The organism is Micromonospora sp. NPDC049151 (assembly GCF_040648395.1).
GTDB lineage: Bacteria > Actinomycetota > Actinomycetes > Mycobacteriales > Micromonosporaceae > Micromonospora.
On record NZ_JBEZDP010000011.1, the window covers coordinates 1 to 24,958 of the forward strand.

The window sequence follows — 24,958 nt, forward strand, 5'->3', positions numbered from 1 at the left end:
GGTCGCAGAACCAGATACCGGAGACCTCTTCAGTTGTCGATCACCGCCACACCCTGACCTCGACGCTGCCAGCCCGACTTACGAAACACGCCTTAACAGCGAAGGTCGGTCCGTATCGGGTCGGGTGTCCGGTTCGGCTGCGGTGGCCCTGACGGGCTGTGGTCGGTGCCATCGTGAGGCTGGAATCGGTGGCGGGCGCGGGGCGTTGTACATGACTGGCCGCCGAGGCACCGGGTCGAGCGCCGCGCACCGGCCCACCCAGGCGTCGAGCGGATCGCCGGGTCAGGGAATGGCCCCGGCCCGCCGGTCGTTACATCCCCGAGCCGCGGACAGCAGGCAACGCCCTCGGGCCGTCAGCCCCGGACGGAGTCACCACCGCCGGGAATGACACCGGGCCGGTCGTCGTTACATCCCCGAGCCGCGCACAGCAGGCCCCCATGGCCGCCCGCGTGCCAGCCCTTCGACGGGCACCCCGAAGACTTTCCCCCCTTTCGCGGCACCCCCCGCCGCGTCATCCCCCACTTCAGGGAGGCAACCATCATGGCTACCACTCTGCTGCGCAAGACCGTTCTGACCGCTGCCGGTATCGCCGCCACCGCTGGAGGCATCGCCGGTCCCGCCATCGCCGCCCACGCCGCCCCCACCACCAGCACCACCACCGTGGTGGCCGACCGCAAGGGCCACGGCGAGCGGGAGCTGGACGTGCGCTACGAGGCGCAGCCCAACTTCTACTTCTGCGGCCCCGCCGCCGCGCGTAACGCCCTGAGCGTGCAGGGCAAGAACATCGACGTGCACGCCATGGCCAAGGAGATGGGCACCACCGAGTCCGGCACCAACTCCATCAACGACATCACCCCGGTGCTGAACAAGGAGACCGGTAAGGACGTCTACAAGTCCACCGAGATCCCCGTGGACAAGGCCCGCGACCGGGACAAGGTCGACAAGCTGCGCGCCGACGTGGTCAAGACCGTCGACGACGGCCGCGCCGTGGTCGCCAACATCGCCGGCACCGCCACCGACACCGACGGCAACACCCACTCCTTCGAGGGCGGCCACTACATCAGCGTCGTCGGCTACCGCGACAACGGCAAGGTCGTGACGATCGCCGACTCGGCCAACCCGAACCAGGCCTCCTACCGAATGGACGTCGACGAGCTCGCCCGCTGGATCGCCAGCCGCGGCTACAGCTCCTGACCGAACGACAACGACAACGACAAAGGGCCCGACCCCCACCGCGGGGGTCGGGCCCTTTCGCGCGTATCCAACGGCTGCCTGCCGGTCACCTCGCCGTCACGCCGGTGTCGTCACCCGGACGGGTCGCTCCACCACGCTGGGTCGCGCCGGATCGTCCGGGCGACCGTGAAGGAGCAGCTGTGGCAGCCGAGGAGGCGACGCACCGCCCACCCACCACGCACCGCCCACCCGCGACGAGCCACCCCGACGTGAGCGTCGTCGTACCCGTCTACAACACGCTGCGCTACCTGCGGTCCTGCCTCGACTCGGTGCTGCGGCAGACCATCGGGCCGGACCGGATGGAGATCGTGGCGGTGGACGACGGGTCCACCGACGGCAGTGGCCGCCTGCTGGACCGGTACGCCGCGAAGTACCCCGGCACGGTACGGGTGGTCCATCAGCCCAACTCGGGTGGTCCGGCGGCGCCCTGCAACCGGGGACTGGACCTGGCCACCGGCCGGTACGTCTTCTTCCTCGGCTCGGACGACCGGCTCGGCCCGGAGGCCCTGGAGCGTCTGCTCGCCGCCGCCGACCGGTACGGCTCGGACGTGGTGGTCGGCAAGGTGGTGGGGGTCAACGGCCGGCACGTCTTCTCCGACGTGTTCGCCGGCGGCAACGCGGTGGACGTGAGCCTGTTCGACTCGGCGCTGCCCTGGTCGCTGGCGAACACGAAGCTGTTCCGGCGCGACCTGGTGGACCGGCTCGGGCTGCGCTTCCCGGAGGACATGCCGGTCCTCAGCGACCAGCCGTTCACGCTCGCCGCCTGCTACCACGCGCGGCGGATCTCGGTGCTCGCCGACTACGACTACTACCACGCGGTACGACGGCTGGACGCCCGCAACATCACGTACCACAGCCGGGTGGAGCAGCGCCTGGTCAGCGTGGAGCGGCTGTTCGCGTACGTGGCCGACCTGATCCCCGCCGGGGCGGGCCGGGACGCGGTACTGCGCCGCCACGCCGGGCTGGAACTGGCGAACCTCGTCGGCGACGACTTCCGGCACCTGGACCGGGGCGCGCAGGAGCGGGTACACGCCACTGTCGCCCGGCTGGTGCGGCGGCACGTCACCGACGGCCTGCGGGACCGGCTCGGTGTCGAGGCCCGGCTGCGCCTGGGCGTGGTGGCCGCGGGCGGGGTCGACGACCTGTTGGCGGTCATCGAGCAGGACACCGGGCGGGGCGTGCCGACGACGGTGTTCGCCGGTGACCGGTGGCACGCGGGCTACCCGGGCGCCCCGGCCCGGTGGACCGACGTCACCGACGTGCGCGCGGACTGGCTGGCCCGGCTGGACACCGTCGAGGTGGGCTGGACCGACCGGCACACGCTGACGGTGACCACGCGCAGCCCGTACCCCCGGTTCGCCTCGGAGGCCGGGCCGGTGCGGCTGCTGGCCGGTCCGGTCGTGGGCGCCACGAGGATGGACGCCGGCGACCCGACCGGCCGCACGCTGCGCACGGACTTCGCCCTCGACCGGCTCCTGGCCGCGAGCTGCGCGAGCGGGCAGCGCCACCCGGTGCGCGCCGAGGTGGACGGCGGTCACGGGCGCGGCGGCGCCGCGGTGCGCGCCCCTCGGCTCGCCGCCGGGCGGCCCCGGCTGCTGCGGCACGGCGCCCGGCTGTACGGGGTGGCCGCGACAGTCGACCCGCGCAACGGCCAGCTCGTGCTGTCGGTGGTGCCGGTGACGGTCGGGCAGCTGGTCGGACGGCTGCGCCGGCGCGGCCGGCGCGGCCCGGCCGAGGCGCGGGTGCCGGAGCGCGCCGCGGCGGCGCAGGCGTCAGGGCGCGGCGCGGAAGCCCTGCTCGGCCGGCATGGGCACCTGGAGGTACGTGGTGCCACGCAGGTCCAGCCAGGCCCGCTGCGGCGCGCGGACCAGCCGCACCATCACCCCGGCGCAGGCCGGACAGCGCCCGACCAGGCCCGGGGCGTGCGAGTAGACGTGTAGCCCGGCCATCGGGCCGGTCGTCCCGCAGGCGTCGCAGCGGCCGGTGGTGGCGCTGAGGTCGACGGCGAACAGCTCGCGCAACGGCCCGTCGAGCATGTTGCCGTCCAGGTACGACAGGTCTGTCATACGCCCTCCTCGGGTGCTCAGCCGGTCGGGCCGAACCGTTCGGTCCGCACGCGCCGGGTCGGGTGACCCAGCCCCACCAGCAGGTCGGCCACGGTCTCCACGAATCCGGTGGGACCGCACACGTAGCACAGCGGCTCCATCTCGGGCGGCCAGCCGTGGCTGTTCACGTCGGCCAGGCCGATCCGGTGCGGCTCGCCGCGCCAGCCCTGCGGCGCGGACCGGGTGTAGACGTACGCGACGTCCAGGCCCTGGTCGTCGCGGGCACGGCGGCGCAACTCGTCGGCGTAGATGACGTCGTCGGGGGTGCGCACCGAATAGACGAGCCGGAACGGGGTGCGGCTGCCGGCGGCCCGGCGCGCGCGGATCATCGCCATCAGCGGCACCACGCCGGAGCCGCCGGCCACCAGCAGCACCGGCGCGGTGTCGTCGGTACGCCAGACGAACCAGCCGCCGACCGGCCCGCGCACCTCCACCGGATCGCCCTCGGCGTAGGTGCCGGTCAGGTACGGCGACACCTCGCCGTCGGGCACCCGCTGCACCGTCACCTCGATCCGCTCGCCGTCGGCGGGGCCGGCCAGCGAGTACGAGCGGGCGGCCTGGTAGCCGTCCTCGGCGGTCAGGCGCACGTCGACGTGCTGCCCGGGCAGGTGTCCGGGCCAGCCGGGCACGTCCAGCACCAGGGTCTGCGCGGTGGGCGTCTCGATCCGCCGCTCGGCCAGCCGGGCCACCCGCCACATCAGCGGCGCGACGCGGCGCCCCTCGGCCGGTGCCGCCACCTCAGTCGCCCTGGTAGCGCTGCTCGCGCCACGGGTCGCCGTAGTCGTGGTAGCCGGCGGTCTCCCAGAAGCCGGGCCGGTCGTCGACGAGCAGCCGGATGCCGTGCACCCACTTCGCCGACTTCCACAGGTACAGGTGCGGTACGAGCAGCCGCGCCGGTCCGCCGTGTTCGGCCGGCAGCGGCCCGCCGTCGTACGTGTGCACCACCCAGGCCCGCCCGCCGCGCAGGTCGTCCAGCGGCAGGTTCGTGGTGTAGCCGCCGTAGGAGTGCGCGAGCGCGTACCGGGCGTCGGTGTCGACGCCGTCGAGCAGCGTGTCCAGGGAGACGCCCTGCCAGGTGGTGCCGAGCTTGGACCAGCGGGTGACGCAGTGCAGGTCCACCGTCGGGGTGTCCTGCGGCAGGCCCATCAGTTCGTCCCAGGACCAGCGGTACTCCGCGCCGTCCTCACCGGTCAGCACGAACTCCCAGGTGTCCAGCGGGACACGCGGGGTCGGGCCGGCGGAGAGCACCGGGAAGTCCTCGGTGAGGTACTGCCCCGGCGGCAGGTCGGGAGCGGACGTACGGGGCCGGCCCTGGAAGCCGGGCGAGACGATTCCCACCCGTCAGTCGTACCACCGCCGGTCCCGCCGGGGCAGGGGTTCCCTCAGGCCGAGCCGCCGCCCCGGGTCTCGTGCACCACAGTGCGCTTGCCGTCGCCGCTGTCGCGGGTGGCCCGCAGGCTGGTGATGGTGACGATCACCAGGACGCCGATGATCACGCCGAGCGAGGCCACCGTCGGGATCTCCGGCACGCTCTCCCAGATGCCGTGCGCCCAGTGCAGGCCGAGCTTGAGGCCGATGAAGGCCAGGATGACGGCCAGGCCGTAGCTGAGGTGCACCAGCCGGCTCAGCGCGGCGTGCAGCACGAAGTACAGCGCCCGCAGGCCCAGCAGCGCGAAGGCGTTCGTCGCGAAGACCAGGTACGGATCCTCGGTGATGCCGTAGACGGCGGGTACCGAGTCGACGGCGAACACGATGTCGGTGGCCAGCACGGCGACGACGACGAGCGCGAACGGGGTGAGCGCCCGCCGGCCGTTCTGCCGGATGGTCATCCGGGTGCCGTGGTACTCGTCGACCACCGGCATGACCTTGCGCAGGAGCCGCACCGACCGCATCTTGTTGATGTCGACCTCCTGCTCGTGCCCGGTGAGGGCGTCGCGCAGCAGCTTCACCGCGGTGGCGACGAGGATGAGCGCGAACAGCAGGAAGGCGAAGTCGAGCGTCTTGAGCGCGGCGGCGCCGAGCGCGATGAACACGCCGCGCAGCACCAGGGCGCCCGCGATGCCGTAGAGCAGCACCCGCTGGGCCAGCACCGAGGGCACCGCGAAGGCGGCGAGCAGCAGCATGAAGACGAAGAGGTTGTCGACCGACAGCGACTTCTCGACCAGGTAACCGGTGAGGTACTCGATGCCCTGCTGGCTGCCCCAGCGGGACCAGACCCAGGCGCCGAAGGCCAGCGGCAGGGCGATGTAGAAGGCCGACCAGCCCAGGGCCTCACGGATGGAGACCTCGTGCGGCTTGCGGGTGACCAGGAAGTCGAGCACCAGCAGGACGAGCACGCCGACGATGGTGACCGCCCACAGCGTGGGCGTGCCGATCGACGACAGCTCGGACGCAGCCAGCGGGGACAATTCGGGCATGGAACCTCCTCGAACACCGTGTCATGTTCGAGGTCTCCTTCACCCACGTTTTCCGTGGGCAACCACCCGGGGCTCGCCTCGGCGGCTTGCCGTACTGACCGGAATGATTCGTGGGAAGTACTCCCCTCGCCTGGACAAGGCTAGGTCACCGCCGGACCGGACGCCAAGTCGGGACAGGGTTGATTGCCCTGGTCAACCGTTGTGCGGCGGCGAGGCGTGGCGCCGGGTCACCCGGGCCCCTATGGTGACGCGGGTGACGAACCACGGACCACTGACCGGCGTACGGGTGATCGAGCTGGCCGGCATCGGCCCCGTGCCGTTCGCGGCGATGATGCTGGCCGACCTCGGCGCCGACGTGATACGCGTCGACCGGCTCGGCGGCGGCGGGTTCGGCGCCTTTCCCGGCGACCTGCTGAACCGCAACCGCCGCTCGATCGCCGTGGACCTGAAGCAGCCCGCGGGCCGTGACCTCGTGCTGGCGCTCGTCGCCGGCGCGGACGCGCTGGTGGAGGGCTTCCGGCCGGGGGTGGCCGAGCGGCTCGGCATCGGCCCGGACGACTGTTTCGCCGTCAGCCCCAAGCTGGTGTACGGGCGGATGACCGGCTGGGGGCAGGAGGGCCCGCTCGCCCACAGCGCCGGGCACGACATCGACTACCTGGCGCTGACCGGCGCGCTGCACGGGGTTGGCCGGGCCGGTGAGCGTCCGGTGCCACCGATGAACCTGCTCGGCGACTTCGGCGGCGGCGGCATGATGCTGGCCCTCGGGGTGGTGGCGGCGCTGCACGCGGTGCGCGCCGACGGGCCCGGCCAGGTGGTCGACGCCGCGATCGTGGACGGCGTGTCGGTGCTGGCGACCCAGATCCACGCGCTGCGCGGCATCGGGCTGTGGCAGGACCCGCGCGGGGTGAACCTGCTCGACGGCGGCGCGCCCTTCTACGACACGTACGAGTGCGCCGACGGGCGCTACGTGGCGGTGGGCTCGCTGGAGCCGCAGTTCTACGCCGAACTGGTCCGGCTCACCGGTTTCCCGCCCGACGGCGACGACACGCCGGACCGGGACGACCCGGCGAACTGGCCGGCGTTACGGGCCGCCTGGGCGCGGCTGTTCCGCACCCGGACCCGGGACGAGTGGACGGAGCTGCTCGCCGGCACGGACGCCTGCGTGGCGCCGGTGCTCGACTGGGCCGAGGCGCCGGAGCACCCGCACCTGCGCGCCCGGGACACGTTCGTCGCGCCGGACGGGGTCACCCAGCCCGCGCCCGCGCCGCGCTTCTCGGCCACCCCTACCGGCGTGCGGCGGCCGCCGCCGACGCCGGGCGAGCACACCGACGAGGTCCTCGCCGAGGCCGCCGGCATGGCGGCCGACCGGATCACCGCGCTGCGCGCCGCCGGTGTGATCGGCTGACGCCTACCGGCCGGGTCAGCGCCGGTGCGTGGCGGCCGGGGCGAGTGCCGGTTCCACCAGTTCGCGGTAGTCGCGGGGGAACTGCACCACGACGTCCTGGAACTCGCCGCCGCTGATCGCCTCGCGCAACGTGACGAACACGGCGCGTACCGCGCCCCGGGCGGTGTTCTCGTCGCATCCGGCGCGGCGGGCGACCCGGGCCACGAACTCGGCCGCGCCGAACCGTTCGGCCGCCTCGTCACGCGGATAGGGGCTGAGCAACCCCCGCAGCGGCTTCGGCAGTTGCGCGGCCAGGTCCAGCACCTCGCCACCGGTCAGCCGCTCCGCGAACGTCTGAAGCGTGGCCGCGGTGAGCGTGGCGGCCCGGTCCTCGCCGGTGCCGGTGAGCCGGGCGACCCGGCTCACGAAGGTCAGGTAGTGCATCGGTGGTACCCCCTTCGGTGCGCCACCGCGGCTACCCGCGACGGCGCGGCGGAAACGGGGGGCGGGATTTCCGCGTTCGCGGGCGTGAGCAGCGGCGCGACGGGTAACCGCCGCCCGGTCACGACCCGAACTACTGCCGCGAGGAGCCCGACCCATGGCGAGTTACTCGGATGTCCTGGAGTACCTGTCCGCGCTGGACTACCCGGCCGGGAAGGACGACGTCATCCGCGAGGCGGAGCGGGAGGGCGCGCCGCCGGACGTGTTGCGGGCGTTGCGCGCGCTGCCCCCGGTGGACTACGCCAACGGCACCGAGGTGGCCCGCTCGGCCGGCATCGACGCGGCCCCCGAGGTAAGCCGCTCGCAGCGCGCGGCGCAGGCCCGGGACAACCACCCGCGCGTGTCGCAGCATCTGCGCGGCATCTGAGCACCGCGGGAGAGCCGGCGGCGACACGGCCGCCGGCCTCTGCGCGTGCCGGGGACGACGTGCGACAGTCGCAGGTGGCCGTTCCCCTGTGGCTGGTCCGCATGCCCCGGACAGGCGAGCGCCCCGGGTCGCGAACCGCGACCTGGGGCGCCACGCAGCACCTGCCCTGCGCGGTTCACGCCCGAACCGGGTCGCGACCGCGCGGCGGTGAGATGTTCGCCCGAACCGGGCGGGCATCGCTGCCACGATCATCATACGACGCGGCATCAGCCGAACGGGTGAGAATCGCGGAAGTGTGTCCGGGCGCACGTACGCGCTCAGGCGGTCACCTCGGCGTAGCGCCGCTCGAGGTCCACTCGCGCCAGCGCTCCGACCAGCCACGACAGTTGCTCCGACTCGCCACTGCCGGTCAGTCCGGCGAGGTCGTGTGCGGTGCGTCCCAGCCCGAGCCGCCGGGCCGCCGCGAGTGCCCGCCGGTCGGCCACCGGCGCCGCCTCGCGCCACAGCGCCTGCGCCTCCCGCAGGAACAGGTCGCACACCTCGTCGTCCACTCCGGGCAGAGCGATGAGCAACCGCCGTTCCTCGCCCGGGTCCTGGTGCGCCGCGGTCCGCAGCCGGCGCAGGTCGCCCCGGTACGTCTCGACGATCGTGCGGGCCAGGTCGCCGAGCGTGTCGGCGATCCCGGCCAGGTCACCGCGCAGCCCGGCGGCGCGCAGCACGCGTACCCGGTCCTCGTGCCGGGAGCGGGCCATCCGGGCGGCGGTGTCCCAGCCGGCGTCGCGCAGCGCGGTGGCCGCGTCGACCGCCCGGTGGAAGTCACCCCGGCGGGCCAGCAGGACGGCCAGGTACAGCACCTGGAACAACTGGGCCGGGTTGTTCGTCACCCGGAACCCGAAGCACTCGGCGAACCCTCGGCCGTCCCCGGCGAGCCGGCGGGCGAGGCGCTTGCGGTCCGCGAGGTCGGGCCTGGTGGTGGTTGTCGGCATGCCGTCGACTACCCCGGCGCGGGCCCGGCATTCAGCCGCGTACGCCACCGCTGCGGTCGCGGGCCTTGAGCCGGGTGGTGGGCAGCGCTGGCGCGGGCAGCGGCGGGGCCGCGTCGTCGGCGACCACGCCGAAGCGGCGGCCGGCCATCCAGTCCTCCCGGGCGGCCGCCACCTCCTCGTGCGAGCGGCCGACGAAGTTCCACCACATCACCAGTGGCTCCTCGAACGGGGTGCCGCCGAGCAGCAGCAGCCGGGTGCCCGGCTCGGCGACCAGCGTCAGCGCGTCCCGCCCGAGGCCCAGGTAGAGCAGCGCGCCGGGGGCCAGCGCCACGCCGTCGCACTCGGCGGCGCCGGACATGGCCAGCAGCCCGTACTCGAAGTCCGGACGCAGCGGCAGCGTGGCCGGCGCCGTGCCGCGGACCTCGAGCTGCGCGCCGACCAGCGGGGTGTGCACGAGCGCGGGCGAGCGTTCCCCGCCGAGGTCGCCGACGAGCAGCGTCACGTCCAGGTCGCCGTCGCGCCAGCGGGGCAGGTCGGCGTGGTGGGCGAAGGCCGGGTCGCCGGCCCGGGCCGGGTCGGGCAGTGCCACCCAGAGCTGCACGCCGTGCATCAGCGGCGGGTGCACCAGCGGGGACCGCTCGGAGTGGGCGATGCCGCGCCCGGAGGTCATCACGTTGAGCTGGCCGGGACGGATGGGCTGCACGTTGCCGAGGCTGTCGCGGTGCAGGATCTCCCCGTCGAGCAGCCAGGTGACGGTCTGGAGGCCGGTGTGCGGGTGCGGTGGCACCTCCATGCCGGGCCGGTCGGCCACGTCGTCGGGCCCGAAGTGGTCGACGAAGCACCAGGCGCCGACCATCCGGCGCTGCCGCTGCGGCAGCAGCCGCCGCACCGTGGTGTAGCGACCCAGCGGCACGTCGTGGCCCGGTAGCAGCACGCTGCCCGGGTCGGTCGGGCCGACGCCGGGTGGGAGCGTCTGCGCGGGCAGGGATTCGGTACGGTCCACCGCCCCGACTGTACGCTCAGTCCGCGCTGACGCTCACCGCGTTCGCGCCGCCCACCAGGTCGAGGTAGAGCCGGTCGGTGGCCCGGTCCCAGCCCGGCGAGCTGACCAGGTCGCCGGCGGCGATCCCGCCGCGACGCTCGTCGTACAGGGTCAGGGAGCCGGCGCCGGAGGCCACCCGCACCCGGGCCGGCGGCTCGCCGGGCACCGTCACAGTGAGTTCGCTGACCCCGCCGGTCATCCGGACGGTGAGGGAGCCGTCGAGCCGGGGCAGCAGCAGCCGGGTACGCGAGGCGCCGCCGACCAGGTCTACTCCGGCGAGCCGGGCCTCGCCCAGGTCGAGCCGCTGCTCGCTGACGCCGCCGATCAGCCGCAGCCGCCAGGTGACCCGGGAGTTGAGCACCACCTCGACCGCGGCCGGACCGGGGCGGCCGTTCTCCTCGATCCGCAGCCGGACCCGATCGCCGGCCAGTTGCGGGCGCGGCGTCACACCCGAACCGTCCGGCGTGCCGATCCGGTACAGGTCGTCGCCGAGGTCGGCGGCGCGCAGCGTGAACCGGGTCAGCCCGTCCACCAGCTCGAACTGGGCGAGCTGCCGGCCACCGCGCGGCGCGGCGAGGGTCTCGGCGCCGGCCACCTCGGCGGCGCCCGCCCCGCCGGATCCGCCGCGCCCGGGAAGGGGCGACGGCTCGCCGCCGGAGAAGACCACGCCGAGGCGGCCCGGGTTGGACAGCGTCACCGCGACCGCCACCGCGCCGAGCACCACCACCAGCACGGCGGCGGCGGCCAGCAGCCGGGCGCCACCGGACCAGCGGGGCCGGGCCAGGTCGGGGTCGTCCTCGGATGCGGTCATGCTCGTCCCCTCTCGCCGGTCCCCACCGGGTCATACGTCTGGTTCGGCGTCCCGGTTCATTCCCACTCCGGTGCGTTCCCGCACCTTGCCGGCACACGCGGCCAGCACGGCGTGCGCGTCCAGACCGAGACTCTCGATCGCGACGAGCGCGGTGAACGCCACGTCGGCCAGCTCGGCGGCGACGTCCTCGCGGGTGTGCGTCACCCCCTTGCGCGGGTTCTGCCCGAGCAGCCCGATCCAGGCTGCGGCGACCTCGCCGGCCTCCTCACCGATCTTGAGGATGCGGCAGGTCAGTTCGGTGTCGCCGCGGCCGTTCGCGGCGTCGAGCCAGGCGCGCGCGTCCCGCGCCGTCGTCCAGATGGTGGCGTCCACGCGGACCAGTGAACCGCACCCCGCAGACCGTTCGTATCCTGGGGCGACGCAGGCCAGAGGGCCTGCGTCCCAGGCGAGAGGAGGTGCCCGTGATGCCGGAGACCGTCGAGTCGGTGTTCGCCGGCGTGGTCGCCCGGAACCCGGGAGAGCCGGAGTTCCACCAAGCGGTCCGCGAGGTACTGGAGAGCATCGGTCCGGCCCTGGCCCGGCATCCGGAGTACGCCGAGGTGGTCGAGCGCGTCTGCGAACCGGAGCGGCAGGTCATCTTCCGCGTGCCGTGGGAGGACGACCAGGGCCGGGTACGGGTCAACCGTGGGTTCCGGGTGGAGTTCAACAGCGCGCTCGGCCCGTACAAGGGTGGCCTGCGCTTCCACCCGTCGGTCTACCTGGGCATCGTGAAGTTCCTCGGTTTCGAGCAGATCTTCAAGAACGCGCTGACCGGGCTGGCCATCGGCGGCGGCAAGGGCGGCGCGGACTTCGACCCGAAGGGCCGCTCCGACCGCGAGGTGATGCGGTTCTGCCAGAGCTTCATGACCGAGCTGTACCGGCACATCGGCCCGCAGACCGACGTGCCCGCCGGTGACATCGGGGTGGGCGGCCGGGAGATCGGCTACCTGTTCGGGCAGTACAAGCGGATCACCAACCGGTACGACGCGGGCGTGCTCACCGGCAAGGGCCTGGCGTACGGGGGCGCGCAGGTGCGCCGCGAGGCGACCGGGTACGGGGCGGTGTTCTTCGCCGACGAGATGCTGCGTCAGGCCGGGGACAGCCTGGAGGGCAAGCGGGTCGTGGTGTCCGGCTCCGGCAACGTGGCCATCTACGCCATCGAGAAGGTGCACCAGCTCGGCGGCACCGTGGTGGCGTGCTCGGACTCCGGCGGCTACGTGGTCGACGAGAAGGGCATCGACCTGGCGTTGCTGCGCGAGCTGAAGGAGCAGCGGCGGGGCCGGCTGGCCGAGTACGCGGAGCACGCCCGCAACGCGGTGGCGGTCGCGGACCGCAACGTCTGGGAGGTGCCCTGCGACCTGGCGCTGCCCTGCGCCACGCAGAACGAGATCGGCGGCGCGGAGGCCGCCGCGCTGGTCGCCGGCGGCTGCGTCGCGGTGGTGGAGGGGGCGAACATGCCCACCACGCCGGAGGCGGTGCGGATCCTCGGCCGGGCCGGGGTGCGGTTCGCCCCGGGCAAGGCGGCAAACGCCGGCGGGGTGGCGGTGAGCGGGCTGGAGATGCAGCAGAACGCCAGCCGCGACACGTGGACGTTCGGCGAGTCCGAGCAGCGGCTGCGCGAGATCATGCGGGACGTGCACGACAGGTGCTGGGCGACGGCCGAGGAGTTCGGCCTGCCCGGCGACTACGTGGCCGGGGCGAACATCCAGGGTTTCCGGCGGGTGGCCGAGGCGATGCTGGCGCACGGCCTGGTCTGAGCGGACCGCGGGACGGACGCAGACCGAGCGGCCGGTCAGCGATTGACAGTGCTCGACCCCCGGCCTAGGTTCAGTGCGCTACCGGCCGGTAGGCATCCGTCCCGCGTCGTCACCCCCCGTCCCGGGGTGGCACCCGTCCCCCCGGGGAGCAGCGATGCAGCCCTCACCCGTCCGCCGCCGGCTGCTCGCCGTCGGCGCGGCCCTCACGCTGGCGCTCGGCCTCACCGGCGCGGCGCCCGCCGCCGCCGCCGGCGGCCGCGCCGACGGCAGCGGCCCGCTGCCCGGCTACACCATCGTCAACCCGCCGCTGCCGCCACTGGTCGTGAACGGCGCCGCCACCACCGTGCGGCAGGGCGTGCACGCGAACGCCGGATACATCATCGAGATCCCCAGGCGCTGGAACGGCGAGCTGGTGATGTGGGCGCACGGCTACCGCGGGCAGGGCACCGAGCTGTCGCCGGAGCCGCCCGGCTTCGACCTGCGGCAGCGCCTGGTCGCCCAGGGGTACGCGTGGGCGTCGTCGTCGTACGACCGCAACGGCTACGACGTGCGCTCCGGCGTACGCGGCACCCGTGCCCTGGCCGACCTGTTCTCCCGTACCGTCCGGCGCCCGCACCGGGTGTTCGTCGCCGGGGTGTCGATGGGCGGCCACGTCATCGGCCGGTCGCTGGAGCAGTACCCGGGCTTCTACGCCGGGGCGCTGCCGATGTGCGGAGTGCTCGGCGACCAGGAGCTGTTCGACTTCTTCCTGGACTACAACCTGGCCGCGCAGGCGCTGGCCGGGGTGCGCGCGTACCCGACGCCGCCCGACTACCTGACCTCGGCGGTGCCCCGGATCCAGGTCACGCTCGGCCTGGCCGGGCTGACCCCGGGCGGCCCGGACACCACGAACGACCTCGGCAAGCAGCTACGCGCGGTCACCGTGGACCGCTCCGGCGGGCCGCGGCCGGGCACCGACGCCGCGTTCGCGATCTGGAAGGACTTCCTGTTCGGCATCGCGGTCAGCGAGGCGGACGGCTCCCCCGCCCGGCGTCCCGGCCAGCTCGCCACGAACCTGTTCACCAGGTACACGCCGAACCAGCCGGTGAACCTCAACGCCACCGTGCGGCGGGTCGCGCCGGAGAACCTGCGCCAGCGGCTCTCACCCGGCCTGACCGAGGTGCCCCGGATCGCCGGGCGGCCCACCGCGCCGGTGCTGAGCCTGCACGGCCTCGGCGACCTGTTCGTGCCGTTGGGCATGGAGCAGGCGTACGCCCGGGACGTCGCCCGCAACGGCCGGTCCCGGCTGCTGGTGCAGCGGGCGGTGCGCACCGCGCAGCACTGCGAGTTCAGCCCGGCCGAGGCCGGCGCCGCCTGGGACGACCTGGTCCGCTGGGTGCGCACCGGCAAGCGCCCCGCCGGTGACCCGGTCACCGACCGGCGCGCGGTGGCGGCGCCGGACTTCGGCTGCCGGTTCAGCGACGAGGCCGCCCGGGCCGCCGGCGCCGGCACCCGCCCGCTCTACCCACCGTGCCCGGCCGGCGCTCAGTCCTCCGCCCGGGTGTACCAGCCGCCCCGGTAGACGGTGCCCTGCGGGGCCGGCTCCGACTGCGGAGCCGGCTCCGGTTCCGGCGGCGCGGCGGCGATCCGGCGGGAGCGGCGGACCCGGCTGACCACGAACCAGCAGAGCCCGGCCACCACGGCCACGATGACGACCTTCTGGAACGTGCCCGCGTACGCCTCGACCACGTGCCACTGCTCGCCGAGCAGGAAGCCGGCGAGCACGAACGTGGTGTTCCAGATCAGGCTGCCCAGCGTGGTGTAGAGCAGGAACACCGGAACCGGCATCCGTTCCACCCCGGCCGGGATGGAGATGAGACTTCGGAAGATCGGAATCATCCGGCCGAAGAACACCGCCTTGACGCCGTGGCGCAGGAACCACGCCTCGGTGCGGTCCACGTCCTCCAGCTTGATCAGCGGCAGCCGCGCGGCCAGGGCACGCATCCGGTCCCGCCCGAGGGCCGCCCCGATGTAGTAGAGCGCCAGCGCGCCCACCACCGACCCGAGCGTGGTCCAGAAGATGGCGCCGGCCAGGCTCATCTTGCCCTGGCTCGCGGTGAAGCCGGCCAGCGGCAGGATCACCTCGCTGGGGATGGGCGGGAACAGGTTCTCCAGCGCCACCGCGAGGCCGGCACCCGGTCCACCGAGCCGTTCCATCAGGCCGGTGACCCAGCCGGCCACTCCGTCGCCGGACGGCTCCGCCGCCCGCGCGGCGCTCACCCGGGGGCCGGCGAGCAGCTGTGCGTTTCCGATCATCGGACCAACGTTACGGGGCGAAGCTGGGGACGGCCACGCGTGATGGAAACCATTATCGTGTACGTCATGCGTACGCCGCTGCGGATCGCCGTCGCCCAGCCGCTCACCCGCTCCGACGACGTCGAGGGCAACGCGGTACGCCACGCCGAGGCCGTACGCGCCGCGTCGGCCCGGGTGGTGGTCTTCCCGGAGATGTCACTGACCGGCTACGAGCTGACCGCCGCGCCGCTGGACCCGGACGATCCCCGGCTCGCACCGCTGCGCGCGGCCTGCGCCGAAACCGGCACCCTGGCGCTGGCCGGGGCGCCGGTGCCCGGGCCGCACATCGGGGTGCTCGCCGTCGACGGCGAGGGCGTGCGGGTGGCGTACCGGAAGATGTGCCTTGGTGGCGCGGAGCCGCGGCACATGCGGCCGGGCCGGGAGCCGGCGGTGCTCGATGTGGACGGCTGGTGGCTGGGGCTTGCCGTGTGCAAGGACACCGGGACGCCGGCGCACGCGGCGGCGACGGTGGCGCTCGGCGCGGACGCCTACCTGGCCGGGGTGCTGGAGTCCGCCGACGACGCGGCGGTGCCGGACGAGCGTGCCCGCCGGGTCGCCGCCGCGCACGGCGTGTGGGTGGTGACGGCCAGCTTCGCCGGCTCGACCGGCGGCGGGTACGCGCGGGCCGCGGGTGGCTCGGGGATCTGGTCACCGGCGGGCGAGCCGGTGGCCCGTGCCGGCACCGGCGCCGGTGAGGTGGTCACCGGGACGTTGCACTGAGGACGGATCGCCTACGCTCGGCGGGATGGCACCGTCGAAGGGCACCGGCCCGGCACCGGCCGGCTTCCCGGTGGCGACCCCACTCGCCACCGGCCGCACCGCCGACGTGTGGCTGCTGCCCGGCGGGCAGGTGCTGCGCCGCTACCGCGACGGTGGCGACGTGCGCGCCGAGGCCGAGGTGATGCGGCACCTGCACCGGGCCGGCTATCCGGTGCCCCGGGTGCACCACGCCGAGGGTGCCGACCTGGTGCTCGACCGGGTCACCGGCCCGACGCTGGTGGAGGCGTTCCACGCGGGCGCCGTCACCGCGCGAGCGGGCGCCCGCATGCTGGCCGCGACCGGTCCGGTGGTCATCGACTGGACCGACAGCGCCGAGGGGCCGCCGGCGCTGGACCGGACGACGACAGCGCTGATCCTCGCGGAGGTCGCCGGCGCTCCGGGTCACCCGCTGGCGGCGGCGGCAGGTGAGTTGCTGGCCGCGTACGCCGCCGTCTCCGGGCCGCTCGACCGGCTGGCGGAGGCGGTGCGGCACCGTGCCGCCGGTCACGCGCCCGATCCGGAGCTGCTGCCCGAGGCGGCGGCCCTGGTGACGGAGACGATCCGCGCTGTCGCGCCTCCGGCGGGTCAGCCCTCGTCGGCGCCGCGCAGCCGCTCGTAGCCGTCGAGCAGCTTGCGCAGCCCGGCGGCGGTGACCGCATCGATCTTGTCGTCCTCGGCCGCGTCGTCGATCTTCTCGCGCAGGTCCTCGACCCGCTTGCCCCTGTCCTTCGGCTTGCCCCGGTCCAGCTCGGCGGCCTTCTTGCGCAGGTCGGCGGCGGTCTTGCGGTCGATCAGCCCGACCGACTCGGCCCGGTCGAGCAGCTCACCGAACCGGTCGCCGAGCTGACGCAGCGTCACCGGCTCGGACGCCGTCGACGGGGGCGCGGCGCTGCTGGGCTCGGGGGCCGGCCGTTCGGCGGCGCCGGTCGACGGGCCGGCGGTGGGCGCGGCGGCCGGCGGCGTACCGGAGCCGTCACCCCACACCAGCGAGCCGACCACCACGAGCAGCAGCACCACCGCACCGGCCACCAGCAGCCCGAACAGCCGGTTCGACGAGACCGCCGGACGCGGCGGCGCGACGGGACGCCCCGGCGGGCGGGACGCGGCGACAGAGGGCCGCTCGACGAGCGTGGGCGGGTGCGCCACCGGCGCCACGGTGGGCAGGATCGCCGTCGGCGGGTCCACCGGGCGCCCCGCACCGAGCCGCTCGGCGAGCCGGGCCGCTGTGGGCCGGCGGTCCGGTTCCAGCGCCAGGCAGGCGAGCACCAGGTCGGCGATCTCCGGCGGCAGGCCGGGCACCCGCGGCGGCGGCACCGCCGGCCGGTTGCGCCGCACGTCCAGCACGTCGTCCCAGCTGCGCACCGGCAGCGGGGCCCGGCCGGTGAGGCTGCGGTACAGCAGTACGCCGAGCGCGTACACGTCGCCGGCCGGGTTCGCCGGGCCCGGGTCGAGACGTTCCGGGGCGAAGTAGGCGGGCGTGCCCATCAGCAGCGCGCCGGTCTGCCCGGTGACCGGGTGCGGGCCGGCCGGCGCGGCGATGCCGAAGTCGAGCACCTTCGCGCCGGTCTCGGTGAGCATCACGTTCGCCGGCTTGACGTCGCGGTGCACCACGCCGATCCGGTGCGCCGCGGCCAGCGCCCCGGCCACCTGCCCGGCGGTGCGCACGGCGTCCGGCCAGGCCAACGGACCACCCGCCAGCCGGTCGGCGAGCGTCTGCCCCTCCACCAGCTCCATCACCAGGTACGGAACCACGACGCCGCCGTCCAGCGTCGCCTCGCCGTAGTCGTACACCTGGGTCACGTGCGGATGGGTGAGCCGCGCCGCCGCGCGGGCCTCGCGCTGGATCACCGCCCGCAGTTTCGGGTCGGCGGCGAGCTGCCCGGCGAGGGCCTTGACCGCGACGGGCCGGTGCAGCACCTCGTCGTCGGCCCGCCACACCTCGGACATCCCGCCGAGGCCGATGCGTTCGCGCAGGACGTACCGGTCGTGCAGGCGCAGGGCGGGCGTGAACGGCGACATGATGCCTCCAGTCTGCCCGTGCGGCCCCCCGGCCCGTCAACCGCCTGGCACGCAGCCCCGGGTCAGGGTTTGCGGGCGACCCCGCCGTACATGCTGACGTCGATCACCGACGGGCGCGGCTCCGGCTCGCCGTCGGCACGCCACTCGGCCACCGAGCAGACACCCGGCTCGACCAGTTCCAGCCCGTCGAAGAAGCGGACGAACTCCTCCCGGCTGCGCAGGTTGATCACGCCGTGCGGGCCCCCGCCGCGCGCCGCCGCCTTCGCCTCGACGGCCACGTCGGGCGGCAGGTAGTCGTGGGTGGCGTGCGAGGCTGCCAGGTAGCTGCCGGCTGGCAACGCGTCCAGCAGGCGGCCGACGATCGTGTACGGATCCTCGCCGTCCGGCACGAAGTGCAGCACCGCCAGCAGCATCAACGCCACCGGCTGGGACAGGTCGAGCGTGCGGCGCAGATCAGGGTGGGCGAGGATGCGTTCCGGGTCGACGAGGTCCGCGTCCAGGTAGGCGGTGGCGCCCTCGGCGGAGCTGGTGAGCAACGCGCGGGCGTGGGCCAGCACGATCGGGTCGTTGTCGACGTAGACCACCCGGGCGCGCGGGTCGGTCGACTGCGCCACCTCGTGCGTGTTGTCGGCGGTGGGGATGCCGGTGCCGATGTCCAGGAACTGGCGGATGCCCGCCTCGCCGGCCAGGTGGCGCACCGCGCGGCGCAGGAACCGCCGGTTCTCCAGCGCGCTGAGCCGGATGGTCGGGAACCGCGCGGCCATGGCGTCGCCGGAGTCACGGTCGGCCTGGAAGTTGTCCTTCCCGCCGAGCCAGTAGTTGTACCGGCGGGCGGGGTGCGCCACCGTGGTGTCTATCCGGCCGGACTCGGGTGCCGTACCTGGTGCTTCGCTGGTCAAGGCCGCCTCCACGACTCGCGTGCCACCGTCCACTGTCTTCGGTCGCCGATCATGCCACGGCCCGCCATCGAGCCGGTCAGGCCGGGTAGAGCTCGTCGCGCAGGCGGGTCAGCAGCTCCGGCGTCCGCTCCGGCGGCACGGCCTCCACGCACAACCGTTCCATCGCCTCGGCGTAGAAGTCGAGGTCGTCGCGCTTGTCCAGGTAGATCGCGCTGGTGAGCTGCTCGATGTAGACGATGTCGGGCAGGTCGGCGTCGCCGAAGCGCAGGATGCTGAACGCGCCACTGGCCGCCGCGTGCCCGCCGGCGGCGAACGGAACGATCTGCAACCGCACATGCGGGCCGGAGGTCGCCTCGATCAGCGCGTCCATCTGCTCCCGCATCACCGCCGCGCCGCCGATCGGGCGACGCAGCACCGCCTCGTCGAGCACCGCCCACAACTGCGGCGGGTTCGCGCGCCGCAGCAGATCCTTGCGCTGCATCCGCAGCTCCACCCGCCGGTCCAGCTCCGCCACCGACGCGCCGCGGTGGCCGAGCAGGATCACCTCCCGGGCGTACGCGGCGGTCTGCAGCAGGCCGGGCACGAACTGCACCTCGTAGGTGCGGATCATCGCGGCGGCCGCCTCCAGGCCCAGATAGGACTGGAACCAGGGCGGGAGCACGTCGCCGTAGCGGTGCCACCAGCCCGGGTTGTTCGCGTCCTGCGCCAGCTTGAGCAGCGCGGTGCGGTCCTCCGGGGCGGTGACGCCGTAGAGCGTGAGCAGGTCGGCCACGTCGCGCTCCTTGAAGCCGACCCGGCCGAGCTCCATTCGGCTGATCTTCGACTCCGACGAGCGGATCTCCCAGCCGGCGGTCTCGCGGCTGACCCCGGCGCTCTCCCGCAGCCGGCGCAACTGCCCGCCGAGCAACATGCGCAGCACTGTCGGACCGCTTGTCGGACCACCCTCGACGGGCACCGTCGCCACCTGACCGCCCTCGCATCCCGGCCGCACCGGCCGGGCACCCTCCCGGCCGACGAGTAAGCATGCCATGAACCGACAGTGAGGTGAACTCCTCCGTACGGACGGAGTCAGTCCCGTGTACGGGACGGCGGGATGAGGTGGTCGAAGTCGCCGTCGCGGGCGCCGAGCACGAACGCGGCGATCTCGTCCACCGTGTAGATGAGTGCCGGCCCTTCGGGGTGCCGCGAGTTGCGGACCGCGATGCCGCCACCACCGGGCAGCTCGGCCAGTTCGACGCAGTTGCCGCTGGGGTTGCTGCGACGGCTCTTCAACCAGCGCATCGGTGGCAACTCGGTCACGGGCACGCCGTTCGGGGGTTGCTGCATGGGCGTCCTTCGGGAATGAGCCAGCCGAGGCCGCGGGGAGGGGCGGTGGGTGGCGACGTCTGTCGACTGAGGAGTGAGATGCACGTGCATCTGCTATTGCATCTGCAATGGACAGAGAGCATGATAACCGAAATACGGTGTGCCGGTTCGCTCACGTACGGTGACCCGAGCCCGGCCCCGGGGATGCCGCTTCGCGCGGCTACGGGACTGCGGTGAGGAGGACGCGTTGGCGGATCCGATGACCATCGCCTCCGGCATCTCCGCGGCGGGCGCGCTCGTCTCCGCCTGGCAGTTGCGCCGCCGCGCCCTACGCGCCGAAGCCGAGATCGAGCTGCTCCAGGCCGAGCTGGCCGCCGAGCGGCACGCCGCCAGCCACGACCCGCTCACCGGGCTGCCAAACCGCCGCGCGTTCTTCCGCCTGGCCGCCGCCCTGCTCACCGACCCGGCCGGTCAGCCCCTCGTCGCGGTCGTGCTCGACCTGGACAACTTCAAGCAGGTGAACGACCGCTACGGGCACGCCGCCGGAGATCAGGTGCTGGTCAGCGTGGCACAACGGCTGGCCGCGTTCGCCGGCAACAACCCGGTCGCCCGCCTCGGCGGCGACGAGTTCGCCGGCCTGCTGGCCAGCCCGACGGCGGACCGCTGGTGGATCGAGCACGCCACCCGGCGGCTCTGTGAGGCGCTCGCCGCGCCGATCCCGCTGGGGGCGCGCAGCATCCAGGTCACCGCCTCGGTCGGGCTCGCGCCCGTGCACTGCCCCACGCAGCTCACCGACGCGCTCTGCCGCGCCGACGCGGCCATGTACGAGGCGAAGACGCTCGGCGCCGCCCGCCCGACCCGCCAGCTCGTCGCGGAGTGCTGACCCGGGCCCTACCCGGTGGTCAGCGCCAGCCGTAGCCGGCGCGCAACGCCGCACCGACCCGGTCGAACCGGGGCCGGTCCAGCACCGCACCCTCGCGGCGGATGCCGTCCTCGCGCATGGTGAGCACCCGGTCCAGGCGTACCCAGCTCGGCCGCTTGTCCCGGTCCCACTCCCCCGGGCCGAGCGCCAGCCAGTGCCGCTGGCCGTCCCGGTCGCTCTGGCTCGACAGCATCAGCCCGAACAGCGTGCGGCTGTGCCGGCCCACCACCAGCACCGGGCGGTCCTTGCCCTGACGCGGGTCGTCCTCGTACGGCACCCACGTCCAGACGATCTCGCCCGGGTCGGCCTGCCCGTCCGGCTCCGGGGCGTACGACAGTTCGCGGCGCTGCAACGCGTTGACCTGGCGGCGGCGCGCGACCTGCGCCGGGATCGGCCCGCCGGTGCGGGCGGGGGCGGGCGCCACCCGGGTGATCCGGCCGAGCTTCGACGCCACGTTCTTCAACAGACCTGCCACGGCGGGCAGCCTATCGGGCGGGGTGCGTCCGCTACCGGCGAGGTGGCCCGCGTCGTCGACGCCGGCTGAGTGGGATCGGCGCCGGGCGGCGCACCCGGGCGTCCCCCGCGCTGGGCGATGTTAATAAGGGGCCCTTCTACTACCGGAGGCGTTAACAGGGGGCCCTTCCTTACTCTCTAACCGTGGAGTTGCCCGACGATCTGCCGCTGTTCGAGCGCAGCGCGGTACGGCTGGTGGTGCTCGACGCCGCCGACCGTCTGCTGCTGTTCCACACCCGCGACCCGGACCACCCGGACCTCGGCGTGTGGTGGGAGCTACCCGGCGGCGGGCTGGACCCGGGCGAGACGTACCGGGAAACGGCGGTCCGCGAACTCCGCGAGGAGACCGGCATCGCCATCGGCCCGGACGAGGTGGGCGCTCCCACCTGGCGGCGGCGGGCCAGCTTCCGGCACCGGCAGCGCCGGCACCTCCAGGACGAGGTGGTCGTGACGGTACGGCTGCCCGGCCCCGGACCGGACGTGGACGAGGCGCTGCGGCTGGACTACGAGGTGGAGGACTACTTCGGGTTCCGCTGGTGGCCGCTGGCCGAGGTGCTCGCCGAGCGGCCGCGCTGCTATCCCGGGCGGCTGCCCGAACTGCTGCCCGCGTTCCTGGCCGGCGCGGAGATCGACGAACCGTTCGAGCTGTGGTCCTGACACGGGGGGTCCCGGCGGGCACAGTGGAGCGGTGACTCCACTGCGCGCACCCCTGGCCCGTTACGCCGAGCGGCTGCACCGCGCCGCCGGTGACACCCACCACGCCGCCTCGCCGCTGGGCGCCTGGCTGCTGCTGGCGCTGACCGGCCCGGCCGCCACCGGCGACGCCCGCGCGGCGCTGGCCGAGGCACTGGGCGTCGACCCGGACGACGCCGCCGCCGAGGCCCGGGCGCTGCTCGCCGCGCCGCACCCGATGGTCGCCGCGGCCACCGCGCTGTGGGAACTCGCCCCGGCGGCGGAGCTGGACGCCTGGCGGGCCGCCCTGCCGGAGAACACCGAACGTGGTGCGCTGCCCGACCAGGCGGCGCTGGACGCCTGGGCGCGGGAGCGTACCGGCGGGCTGATCGACCGCTTCCCGGTCGACCTCGCCCCGGACACGCTGCTGATCCTGGCCAGTGCCCTGGCCACCCGGGTGTCGTGGGCCGACCCGTTCGACACCGCCCCGGGCACGGAACTGGGCGCGGGCAGCGCCTGGTCCGGGCGGCTGAGCCGGGTGCTGCGTACGCCGCCGTCCGGGCACCGCTGCTGGGTGGCGGCCACCGACCGGGCCGGTGACGTGGCGGTGCACGCGGTGCCGGCGCAAACCGGCGACGACGGCGCCGGCATGCTCGTGGTCTCGGTGGCCGCCGCACCCGAGGTGCCCGCCGCCGACGTGCTGGCCGCCGCGCAGGAACTGGCGAGCGCCGCCGCGCTCATCCCGGACTCCACGCCGGACCGCCGGCCGCTGTTCGACCTGCCGCTTGGCGAGACGCCGCTGTGGACGGTGCGGGAGAAGCCGATCCGCACGTTCGCGGCGGACGGCCGGGAGGAACGCGCCACGGCGGTGCTGCCCTGCTGGTCGGCGCGGAGCCGGCACGATCTGACCGCGCCCGGGTTCGGCTTCGACGCGGCGGCCCGGGCGCTCGGCGAGCTGCTGGGCCTGGCCGCGCCGGGTTTCGACGCCGCGCAGTCCGCAGTGGCCCGGTTCGGCCGCTACGGCTTCGAGGCCGCCGCGGTGACCGCGTTCGGCATGGTGGCCGGCATGCCGCCGGAGGGTGTCGCCCGCGTCGCCGAGCTGCGGTTCGGTCACCCGTACGCGGTGGTGGCGGTGACCACCGACCCGGCCGGCGGGCCGTGGGACGGCCTGCCCGTCTACTCCGCGTGGGTGGCCGACCCGGAGGAGCTGCCCGCCGACGACGCCGGATAGACGGCGAGCGCGCTCGCGAGCTGGTCCAGTCCCAGCGAACCGAGTTCCAGCGCCCGGTTGTGGAACGCGCGCCGGTCGCCCGGGAAGGCCGCGCGGCCGTCGCGCCACACCCGCTCCCCCACCTTGTAGGTCAGCGCCTGCCCGGGCCGGCCCAGGTACCGGGCCAGTTCCAGTGGTGCGTAGGGCCCCTGGTGGCAGCGGTCGCGCAGCAGGTCCAGCGCGGCGTCCGGCGTCCACGGCGTGCTGCCGGACGGCATCGGCAGGCGCAGGTGCAGGCCGATGTCGAGCACCACCCGGGCCGCCCGCAGCAGTTGCATGAACAGGTGGCCCAGCCGGGTGCCCGGCTGCTCGTAGAATCCGAGTTCGTCCATGAGCCGCTCGGCGTACAGGGCCCAGCCCTCCTGGGCGCCGGAGAGCCCGCCGAGCAGGTTCAGCCGCTGCCCGGGGCCACCCCGGCACGCCTCCGAGCCGAGGTGCAGGTGGTGGCCGGGGACGCCCTCGTGGTACGCGGTGCTGTACGCCCACCAGGTCGAGAAGCGCTCCTGCCCGTCGGGCAGCAGCCACGAGACCCGGCCCGGCCGGGTCAGGTCCCGCGACGGCCCGATGTAGGCGGTGCCGCCGGACGTGGTGACCCGTGACTCGATGCGCCGCAGCGGCGCGGGGATGTCGAAGTGGACGCCGTGCAGCCGCTCGGTGGTGGCCTCCAGCAGCTCCTGGAGCCAGGCGGCGAACTCGTCCCGGCTGCGCAGGACGCCCGGCGCGTCGGGGCGGTCGAGCCGTTCCCGCACCTCGGGCACGGTGCCGCCCAGGGCCTTCGCCTCCGCGACGATGTCCGCCTCGATCGCGGTGAACTCGTCCCAGCCCCACGCGTACAGCTCGCGCAGGTCCGGTTCCGCGCCGAGAAAGGCCCGCACCCAGAGGGCGTACCGCGCCGGGCCGAACGCCTCGTCGTCGTGCGCCCGGGGCGCCAGGTCCGCGGCGAGCGTCGCGGCGAATCTCCGGTACGCCTCCCGCGCGTCCTGCGCCGCCGCCTGCAACGAGGCGCACTGCGGGCCGTCGCCGTACCGCTTCACCAGGGCGATGTCGTCGTCGAGCCAGGCGCGGCAGCGCCGCGTCACCAGTTCCACCTGACGCCGCGCCGGCAGGTGGCCGCGCGCGGCGGCGAGCAGGAGGCTCTGGCCGTACCCGTCGAGTGCGGCCGGGATCGCGGCCTGGCGCGCGCCGACGCGGGCCCATCCGTCCTCGTAGGCCGTGCCCCCGGCGTCGCGGCCCGGCACCGCGGACTCGACGCACTGGCGGATGAGCTGGAGCGGGCCGGTGGCCGCCACGTGCAGTTCCCGCAGGTCCTCCCAGGCGTCGTGGAAGGCGATCCGGGCGCGCAGCCGTTCGGCGAGGTGGGCGTGCAGCGGGGTCGCGGGCAGCGTCTCGATCCGGCGCAGGGCGCGGGCGGCGAGATCGGCGCGGGCCTGGTGACCGTCCGGGCTGTAGTCGGTGAGCCCGTCGACGTCCTGTTCACCGGCCTCGACCACGGCGGCGCACGGATCGAGGCGCCCCGTCTCCCGCAGCAGCGCATCGATGACGTCGTCGCTCACCACACCGATGCTAGCCCCGGTGATCAAGGAGTTCGTGCCGGCCGGAAGGCCCGGAACGGACACGAACTCC

General features: G+C 74.3%; 26 protein-coding genes and 1 pseudogene. 11 read left to right on the top strand and 16 right to left on the bottom strand.

Annotated elements, in window-relative coordinates:
• Window positions 1-540 precede the first annotated feature (540 nt).
• The gene (locus AB0B20_RS14890) at window positions 541-1,194 is read left to right on the top strand and encodes a C39 family peptidase (RefSeq protein ID WP_357470926.1); all 654 of its coding nucleotides are present in this window, start codon (window positions 541-543) and stop codon (window positions 1,192-1,194) included.
• 179 nt (window positions 1,195-1,373) lie between these two features.
• Window positions 1,374-3,173, top strand: coding sequence for a glycosyltransferase (locus AB0B20_RS14895; RefSeq protein WP_357384066.1), 1,800 nt, complete (start codon window positions 1,374-1,376; stop codon window positions 3,171-3,173).
• Here AB0B20_RS14895 and AB0B20_RS14900 read toward each other — a convergent pair.
• From AB0B20_RS14900 to AB0B20_RS14915, 4 genes and pseudogenes are all read right to left on the bottom strand, one after another.
• A pseudogene (locus AB0B20_RS14900) lies at window positions 3,099-3,299 on the bottom strand (DUF6510 family protein); the annotation flags it as partial. The gene AB0B20_RS14895 and the pseudogene AB0B20_RS14900 overlap by 75 nt on opposite strands.
• A gap of 17 nt (window positions 3,300-3,316) precedes the next feature.
• On the bottom strand, window positions 3,317-4,036 hold the full coding sequence (locus tag AB0B20_RS14905; protein WP_357471227.1) for a ferredoxin reductase: 720 nt from the start codon (window positions 4,034-4,036) through the stop codon (window positions 3,317-3,319).
• 40 nt (window positions 4,037-4,076) lie between these two features.
• Complete coding sequence (locus AB0B20_RS14910; protein WP_357470928.1) at window positions 4,077-4,676, bottom strand: sulfite oxidase-like oxidoreductase; 600 nt, start codon at window positions 4,674-4,676, stop codon at window positions 4,077-4,079.
• Window positions 4,677-4,720: 44 nt separating this feature from the next.
• Entirely contained in the window at window positions 4,721-5,755 is a 1,035-nt protein-coding gene (locus AB0B20_RS14915) for a TerC/Alx family metal homeostasis membrane protein (protein ID WP_357384064.1), read from the bottom strand.
• Window positions 5,756-5,996: 241 nt separating this feature from the next.
• On the opposite strand from AB0B20_RS14915, the gene AB0B20_RS14920 reads away from it, so the two are divergent.
• Window positions 5,997-7,160 carry a CaiB/BaiF CoA-transferase family protein gene (locus AB0B20_RS14920; RefSeq protein WP_357470932.1) on the top strand — a complete coding sequence of 388 codons (1,164 nt, stop codon included), beginning with the start codon at window positions 5,997-5,999 and terminating at the stop codon, window positions 7,158-7,160.
• Window positions 7,161-7,175: 15 nt separating this feature from the next.
• Here the strand turns inward: AB0B20_RS14920 and AB0B20_RS14925 are convergent, their stop codons facing one another.
• Window positions 7,176-7,583: a DUF2267 domain-containing protein gene (locus AB0B20_RS14925; RefSeq protein ID WP_357384060.1), complete on the bottom strand. Its 408-nt coding sequence runs from the start codon at window positions 7,581-7,583 to the stop codon at window positions 7,176-7,178.
• Window positions 7,584-7,737: 154 nt separating this feature from the next.
• Here AB0B20_RS14925 and AB0B20_RS14930 point away from each other — a divergent pair, with 154 nt between their 5' ends.
• A complete protein-coding gene (locus tag AB0B20_RS14930; RefSeq protein WP_030502657.1) occupies window positions 7,738-8,007 on the top strand; it encodes a DUF2795 domain-containing protein in 270 nt (89 codons plus the stop codon).
• 317 nt (window positions 8,008-8,324) lie between these two features.
• Here AB0B20_RS14930 and AB0B20_RS14935 read toward each other — a convergent pair whose 3' ends face one another.
• From AB0B20_RS14935 to AB0B20_RS14950, 4 genes are read right to left on the bottom strand one after another with little or no spacing between them, the layout of a single operon-like run.
• Window positions 8,325-8,993: a hypothetical protein gene (locus tag AB0B20_RS14935; RefSeq protein ID WP_357470936.1), complete on the bottom strand. Its 669-nt coding sequence runs from the start codon at window positions 8,991-8,993 to the stop codon at window positions 8,325-8,327.
• 31 nt (window positions 8,994-9,024) lie between these two features.
• Window positions 9,025-9,996, bottom strand: coding sequence for a pirin family protein (locus AB0B20_RS14940; protein ID WP_357384056.1), 972 nt, complete (start codon window positions 9,994-9,996; stop codon window positions 9,025-9,027).
• A 16-nt stretch (window positions 9,997-10,012) separates the two neighbouring features.
• Entirely contained in the window at window positions 10,013-10,846 is an 834-nt protein-coding gene (locus AB0B20_RS14945) for a hypothetical protein (protein WP_357384054.1), read from the bottom strand.
• Window positions 10,847-10,876: 30 nt separating this feature from the next.
• Window positions 10,877-11,218, bottom strand: coding sequence for a MazG-like family protein (locus AB0B20_RS14950; RefSeq protein ID WP_357384052.1), 342 nt, complete (start codon window positions 11,216-11,218; stop codon window positions 10,877-10,879).
• 92 nt (window positions 11,219-11,310) lie between these two features.
• Between AB0B20_RS14950 and gdhA the strand changes: the two genes are divergently transcribed.
• Together gdhA and AB0B20_RS14960 are read left to right on the top strand one after the other, a co-directional pair.
• Window positions 11,311-12,642, top strand: a complete 1,332-nt coding sequence (gene gdhA / locus AB0B20_RS14955; RefSeq protein WP_357384050.1) for an NADP-specific glutamate dehydrogenase — start codon at window positions 11,311-11,313, stop codon at window positions 12,640-12,642.
• A 154-nt stretch (window positions 12,643-12,796) separates the two neighbouring features.
• Window positions 12,797-14,203, top strand: a complete 1,407-nt coding sequence (locus tag AB0B20_RS14960; RefSeq protein WP_357470939.1) for a hypothetical protein — start codon at window positions 12,797-12,799, stop codon at window positions 14,201-14,203.
• Here AB0B20_RS14960 and AB0B20_RS14965 read toward each other — a convergent pair.
• Window positions 14,167-14,937, bottom strand: coding sequence for a DedA family protein (locus AB0B20_RS14965; protein WP_357384046.1), 771 nt, complete (start codon window positions 14,935-14,937; stop codon window positions 14,167-14,169). The two genes, AB0B20_RS14960 and AB0B20_RS14965, sit on opposite strands and share 37 nt — an antisense overlap.
• A gap of 66 nt (window positions 14,938-15,003) precedes the next feature.
• Between AB0B20_RS14965 and AB0B20_RS14970 the strand changes: the two genes are divergently transcribed.
• Both AB0B20_RS14970 and AB0B20_RS14975 read left to right on the top strand, forming a co-directional pair.
• On the top strand, window positions 15,004-15,696 hold the full coding sequence (locus AB0B20_RS14970) for a carbon-nitrogen hydrolase family protein (RefSeq protein ID WP_357470942.1): 693 nt from the start codon (window positions 15,004-15,006) through the stop codon (window positions 15,694-15,696).
• 25 nt (window positions 15,697-15,721) lie between these two features.
• On the top strand, window positions 15,722-16,354 hold the full coding sequence (locus tag AB0B20_RS14975; protein WP_357470947.1) for a phosphotransferase: 633 nt from the start codon (window positions 15,722-15,724) through the stop codon (window positions 16,352-16,354).
• Here AB0B20_RS14975 and AB0B20_RS14980 read toward each other — a convergent pair.
• From AB0B20_RS14980 to AB0B20_RS14995, 4 genes are all read right to left on the bottom strand, one after another.
• Complete coding sequence (locus AB0B20_RS14980; RefSeq protein WP_357470950.1) at window positions 16,321-17,754, bottom strand: protein kinase; 1,434 nt, start codon at window positions 17,752-17,754, stop codon at window positions 16,321-16,323. The genes AB0B20_RS14975 and AB0B20_RS14980 overlap by 34 nt on opposite strands.
• A 62-nt stretch (window positions 17,755-17,816) precedes the next feature.
• The gene (locus AB0B20_RS14985) at window positions 17,817-18,653 is read right to left on the bottom strand and encodes an SAM-dependent methyltransferase (RefSeq protein WP_357470953.1); all 837 of its coding nucleotides are present in this window, start codon (window positions 18,651-18,653) and stop codon (window positions 17,817-17,819) included.
• Between the two features lie 76 nt (window positions 18,654-18,729).
• Window positions 18,730-19,617, bottom strand: coding sequence for a helix-turn-helix transcriptional regulator (locus tag AB0B20_RS14990; RefSeq protein ID WP_357471231.1), 888 nt, complete (start codon window positions 19,615-19,617; stop codon window positions 18,730-18,732).
• 104 nt (window positions 19,618-19,721) lie between these two features.
• Window positions 19,722-19,979, bottom strand: coding sequence for a DUF397 domain-containing protein (locus AB0B20_RS14995; RefSeq protein ID WP_013285958.1), 258 nt, complete (start codon window positions 19,977-19,979; stop codon window positions 19,722-19,724).
• Window positions 19,980-20,205: 226 nt separating this feature from the next.
• On the opposite strand from AB0B20_RS14995, the gene AB0B20_RS15000 reads away from it, so the two are divergent.
• Window positions 20,206-20,841, top strand: a complete 636-nt coding sequence (locus tag AB0B20_RS15000) for a GGDEF domain-containing protein (protein ID WP_357384036.1) — start codon at window positions 20,206-20,208, stop codon at window positions 20,839-20,841.
• A 19-nt stretch (window positions 20,842-20,860) separates the two neighbouring features.
• Here AB0B20_RS15000 and AB0B20_RS15005 read toward each other — a convergent pair whose 3' ends face one another.
• The gene (locus AB0B20_RS15005; RefSeq protein WP_357384034.1) at window positions 20,861-21,355 is read right to left on the bottom strand and encodes a type II toxin-antitoxin system PemK/MazF family toxin; all 495 of its coding nucleotides are present in this window, start codon (window positions 21,353-21,355) and stop codon (window positions 20,861-20,863) included.
• Between the two features lie 182 nt (window positions 21,356-21,537).
• Here AB0B20_RS15005 and AB0B20_RS15010 point away from each other — a divergent pair, with 182 nt between their 5' ends.
• Window positions 21,538-22,050 carry an NUDIX domain-containing protein gene (locus AB0B20_RS15010; RefSeq protein WP_357384031.1) on the top strand — a complete coding sequence of 171 codons (513 nt, stop codon included), beginning with the start codon at window positions 21,538-21,540 and terminating at the stop codon, window positions 22,048-22,050.
• 31 nt (window positions 22,051-22,081) lie between these two features.
• Window positions 22,082-23,296, top strand: coding sequence for a hypothetical protein (locus AB0B20_RS15015; RefSeq protein ID WP_357470956.1), 1,215 nt, complete (start codon window positions 22,082-22,084; stop codon window positions 23,294-23,296).
• Here the strand turns inward: AB0B20_RS15015 and AB0B20_RS15020 are convergent.
• Window positions 23,242-24,888 (bottom strand): DUF885 domain-containing protein, encoded by a 1,647-nt coding sequence (locus tag AB0B20_RS15020; RefSeq protein WP_357470959.1) that lies wholly within the window; start codon window positions 24,886-24,888, stop codon window positions 23,242-23,244. The two genes, AB0B20_RS15015 and AB0B20_RS15020, sit on opposite strands and share 55 nt — an antisense overlap.
• Window positions 24,889-24,958 lie beyond the last annotated feature (70 nt).

What these genes read in the sequence shown, in the direction of transcription:
- gdhA (WP_357384050.1), top strand. Translation starts at nt 11,311, where the DNA reads ATGCCGGAGACCGTCGAGTCGGTGTTCGCCGGCGTGGTCGCCCGGAAC.
- AB0B20_RS14915 (WP_357384064.1), bottom strand. Translation starts at nt 5,755, where the DNA reads ATGCCCGAATTGTCCCCGCTGGCTGCGTCCGAGCTGTCGTCGATCGGC.
- AB0B20_RS14930 (WP_030502657.1), top strand. Translation starts at nt 7,738, where the DNA reads ATGGCGAGTTACTCGGATGTCCTGGAGTACCTGTCCGCGCTGGACTAC.
- AB0B20_RS14975 (WP_357470947.1), top strand. Translation starts at nt 15,722, where the DNA reads ATGGCACCGTCGAAGGGCACCGGCCCGGCACCGGCCGGCTTCCCGGTG.
- AB0B20_RS14960 (WP_357470939.1), top strand. Translation starts at nt 12,797, where the DNA reads ATGCAGCCCTCACCCGTCCGCCGCCGGCTGCTCGCCGTCGGCGCGGCC.
- AB0B20_RS14905 (WP_357471227.1), bottom strand. Translation starts at nt 4,036, where the DNA reads ATGTGGCGGGTGGCCCGGCTGGCCGAGCGGCGGATCGAGACGCCCACC.
- AB0B20_RS14945 (WP_357384054.1), bottom strand. Translation starts at nt 10,846, where the DNA reads ATGACCGCATCCGAGGACGACCCCGACCTGGCCCGGCCCCGCTGGTCC.
- AB0B20_RS14920 (WP_357470932.1), top strand. Translation starts at nt 5,997, where the DNA reads ATGGTGACGCGGGTGACGAACCACGGACCACTGACCGGCGTACGGGTG.
- AB0B20_RS14890 (WP_357470926.1), top strand. Translation starts at nt 541, where the DNA reads ATGGCTACCACTCTGCTGCGCAAGACCGTTCTGACCGCTGCCGGTATC.
- AB0B20_RS14935 (WP_357470936.1), bottom strand. Translation starts at nt 8,993, where the DNA reads ATGCCGACAACCACCACCAGGCCCGACCTCGCGGACCGCAAGCGCCTC.
- AB0B20_RS14970 (WP_357470942.1), top strand. Translation starts at nt 15,004, where the DNA reads ATGCGTACGCCGCTGCGGATCGCCGTCGCCCAGCCGCTCACCCGCTCC.
- AB0B20_RS14925 (WP_357384060.1), bottom strand. Translation starts at nt 7,583, where the DNA reads ATGCACTACCTGACCTTCGTGAGCCGGGTCGCCCGGCTCACCGGCACC.
- AB0B20_RS14965 (WP_357384046.1), bottom strand. Translation starts at nt 14,937, where the DNA reads ATGATCGGAAACGCACAGCTGCTCGCCGGCCCCCGGGTGAGCGCCGCG.
- AB0B20_RS14980 (WP_357470950.1), bottom strand. Translation starts at nt 17,754, where the DNA reads ATGTCGCCGTTCACGCCCGCCCTGCGCCTGCACGACCGGTACGTCCTG.
- AB0B20_RS14995 (WP_013285958.1), bottom strand. Translation starts at nt 19,979, where the DNA reads ATGCAGCAACCCCCGAACGGCGTGCCCGTGACCGAGTTGCCACCGATG.